General features: G+C 71.5%; 1 protein-coding gene. It reads right to left on the bottom strand.

Annotated features, from left to right (window positions below; translation table 11 throughout):
• Positions 1–519: 519 nt before the first annotated feature.
• Positions 520–3,150 carry a glycoside hydrolase family 48 protein gene (locus ACIBIW_RS26215; protein WP_399339495.1) on the bottom strand — a complete coding sequence of 877 codons (2,631 nt, stop codon included), beginning with the start codon at positions 3,148–3,150 and terminating at the stop codon, positions 520–522.
• Positions 3,151–3,734 lie beyond the last annotated feature (584 nt).

Here is a 3,734-nt window from a genome sequence, read left to right as displayed (position 1 = left end):
GGGGGGGGGGGGGGGGGGGGGGGGGGGGGGGGGGGGGGGGGGGGGGGGGGCGGGGCGGGGGGGGGGGGGCCCGCGCGCGGGGGGGGGGGCGGGGGGGGGGCCCCCCCCCCCCCCCCCCCCCCCCCGCGGCGGGTGGTGGTCGCGGAACCACCACCTGGGGCGCGCGCCGTGCCGTTCCTCACGAGCGGCGGCGTGAGCGAGGAGTCCGCCGCCACGGCATGGCGCGCTCTGTGGTCTCGTGGTGCGGCGGCGCTGTGCCGCCGGTGGGGGTGTGCCCGTCCGTGCGGTGGGCGGGGCGTGTGTGGTGGGCGGGGCGGTCGGTGGCGGGTCGGCTGGTGCATGCGCGGGTGGTGCGTGGGGCGGGTGGCACGGCCGTGCGCCGGGCGGTGGCGGTCGCGGTGCGGGCCCCGGGGTGCGGGCCCGCCGCCGTGGTGACGGCGGGCCCGCGCTCCGCGGCGCGCGTGCCGGACGACACGCGGCCGCGTCATCTCGCTGTTCTTCCGTAGCCGGCCCGCAGGCTCAGCCGAAGAGGTCCACGTGGATGGCGAACGCCGTGGCGATCTCGCTCTGCGACCAGAACCGGTGGTAGGTGAAGGCCGGCGCCTCACCGCCGTCCAGGTAGTCCTGGACCTTGGACCAGTCGGGGTCGTCCTCGTAGAAGGACCGGATCGACTCGAACGTCGAGCTGTTGTCGATCGTGTCGCCGTTGGGCATGGTGCCGGTCCAGCCGTCGGGCACGTACGGGCCCTGGCCGGTGGCCGGGTCGTACGGGTCGTCGAACCGGTCGTAGTCGGCGCGCTGTTCGGGAACGGCGATGCCTATGTCGTCCTGGTTGGCGACGAGCGCGTCGAGCAGGCCCTCGGCGGTGGCCTGGGCCTCGGTGTCACCGGAGCCCGCCGCGTAGTACATGAGGGTCTTCGCCAGCGAGGCCGCGACGCCGACGTCATGGCCCGTCTTGGTGATGGACACGCTCAGCCCGCTGTTGGCGCCCGGGCTGTCCGGGTCCCAGGTGTCGGGCGCACCGTTCCACTCCAGGGTGTCGGGGATGGTGAAGTCCCCGTCGGTGCCCACGGTGGTGTTGTCGAGCGCCCAGGCCACCCACTTGTCGAGGATGCCCTTGGCGCGCTCGTCGTTCGTCACCTGGTAGTACTCGGCGACCCGCTCCATGCCCCAGGTCTGGAAGCCGAACCAGTTGTTGCTCGGCGGGTCGTGCCAGACCGGCTGCCAGTCGTAGTACATGCCGTAGAACGTGGAGTTGGCGGACTCGGCGGGCGGCTGACCGTACTGGCCGTCCCAACTGTTCGTCGCGCCACCGGCGATGCCGCCCTCGGGGCTCTGCAACCACTGCAAGAACTCCAGTTGGCGGTCGAGGCTGGTGGCCCAGTCCTCGGCGCCGGTCGCGGACTTCGGCTTCATGTCCGGGTCGGTCGACAGCGCGTACGCGGCCATCGGGTCCTGGTAGCCCTGGTGGGCCGCGCCGTCGCCGATGCGCCAGGCCCAGCCGTTCTGGGTGTCGAGGGAGCCGCCCCAGGCGTAGTACCAGGAGATCAGGTAGTGCGAGCTGTCCTTGCCCGTGCCCGCGGGGCAGGACGGGGAGGTGCAGTCACCGATCTTCTTGAAGTACTTGTCGTACATCGAGTAGCGCAGGTAGTCGCCCATCTGCGTCGCCTTGGCGACGACGTCGGAGACGTCCGCGCTCTTGCCCTGCTCCTCGGCGGCCTGCTTGGCCTGGTAGACCACCTGCACCGCGCGCGCGTCGGCGTCGGGCGCGTCGGTGAACTTCCACTGCTTGGCGTACGAGGCGTCGCCGGTGAACAGGTCGAGGTAGCCGTTGGTGCCGCCGTAGCTGAAGTCGTCGCAGGACGGCTGGGTGATGGTCTCCCACACCGACTCGGACGAGCCGCGCTGGTAGCTGTTGATGTACGAGGGCCCGTCGCCGTCGGAGCAACTGCCGTAGCCATACACGTCGTCGACGTCGAGCAGCCAGTGCATGGCGTAGACGTCACTGGTGCCGTACGCCGACTTCAGCTCGGCCGCGATCGGGTCCTGCCCGACGGCCACCCCGGAGTCCAGCTTCGAGGGGTACGACGACATCTCCGGGTACTCGGCGGCGTAGGTCGCGGGCGAGGAGGCGTTGTAGCCGTCGTTCGTGGGCTGGGCGGAGTGCGGGGGGATGGCGTAGGTCTCGATGGAGGTCCACGCGTCGTTCAGCGGGCCCCAGTCCTCGGTGATCTTGCCGTACTCGGCCTCAAGCCACAGGTAGTAGCTGAACGCCTCCGAGGTGGTCTCGTGACCCTGGTCGGGGGCCTCCACCATCAGGGTCTCGACGGAGTGGTAGGGCACCAGCACACCGTCGAAGTTGCGGAAGTAGCCGTTCGCCGGGTCCTTGATCTTGTTGTACTGGTCGAGGAATGCCTGCTCGTAGTCGGACGCGTCCGGCTTCAGCTCCTGGACCTCGGCGAGGCCCGACTTGTAGCCGTCGGCGCTCGCCCTGAAAGTGGCGTTCTTCAGGTCGCCGCCCTTCTTCAGGGACGCGACCTCGACCCGCTGTGCCCTGTTCCAGTTCTCCGGGGTGAACGTGAGCCTCTTCTGATTGGGCGTCAGGTTGCCACTGCCGCCCGCCCGGTCGACCTTCACCGTGACATCGGAGGACGGCCTGGTCGCCAGGGTGACCCCGAACGAGGTGTGGTGGCCCTGTCTGACCTGCTTGGTGACGGGCGAGGCGAGGATGGTCGGCTTGGACAGCACGGTGACGACGGCGGGCTCGGTCGTGGTCGGCTTGCCGTCCTTGTTGAACACCTTGGCCGTGACCGAGTACTGCCCGGCGGGCACGTCCTTCCAGACCCCGTCGAAGGGGGCCGTGGAGTCGGTGGCGAGCAGGGTGTCGTCGGCGAAGTACTCGACCTTGCTGACGTCCCCCCTGACCTCGGCCTTCAGCGGGACGCTCGCGTGCTTGCCGAGGAAGTAGTTCTGGCTCGGCTTCAGCGAGCTGATGCTTCCCGTGGACAGCCGTGCCGCGCCCTTCGCGGAGGCGTCGTGCGCCGGCTGGGCCACCGACACGGCGGGCAGGGCGCCCGCCAGCAGGGCGGCGAGCGCCAGCGCGCCGGTGACGGGGCCCGGCCTGATCCGGCGTTTCCTGTGTGGTCTCATCGCGGGATGGAGCCTCTCTCCTGTGGGGGTGGGCGGTTCCGGCTGCGAACCGCACGCAGAGGTGCGCGCCGCGCCCGGGGATGTTCCGCGCGGCCCGGCACCGGCGAACGCCGCGCGGCCCGGGGCGCGTTCCCCGGTCTCGCGGGCGGCGACGACCGGCGGACACGCCCTGGGCCACGTCGGCCCTCGCACGTGAGAGCCGGCTCCGGAATGGGCTGGTGCGCCGCCACTGCGGAGCCGGAAGAACGGGGCGCCCCTGGGGGCGTCCGGGATGGTACGGAAGCGCCTCCGGAGCGCGGCGGCTACCGGCGGGGGCGTGGTGTCCGGTGCCGGGAGCGTGGTGTCCGGCGCCGTCCTGTACCGCTCCCGGGGTCGGGGGCGGCTAGGCCGTGTCGTTCGGATCTTCGCGGGGGCGCGACGCCAGCTACGGCACCTCGCCGCGTTGTCGGAACGTCCACGTACGCCCAGTACGAGGACGATCCTCCGCCTTGCGATGGTGGGGGCACCTCCCACGCCCTTCGGGGCAGTGGGGGAGCATCTGACGCCGCACCCTGGTCCACGAAGATCCAAACGACACGACCTAG

Origin of the sequence: Streptomyces sp. NPDC050560 (assembly GCF_044457285.1) — a bacterium.
Lineage (GTDB): Bacteria > Actinomycetota > Actinomycetes > Streptomycetales > Streptomycetaceae > Streptomyces.
Note: the sequence above shows the minus strand (reverse complement) of the source record. Positions and strands in the feature narration are given on the sequence as shown.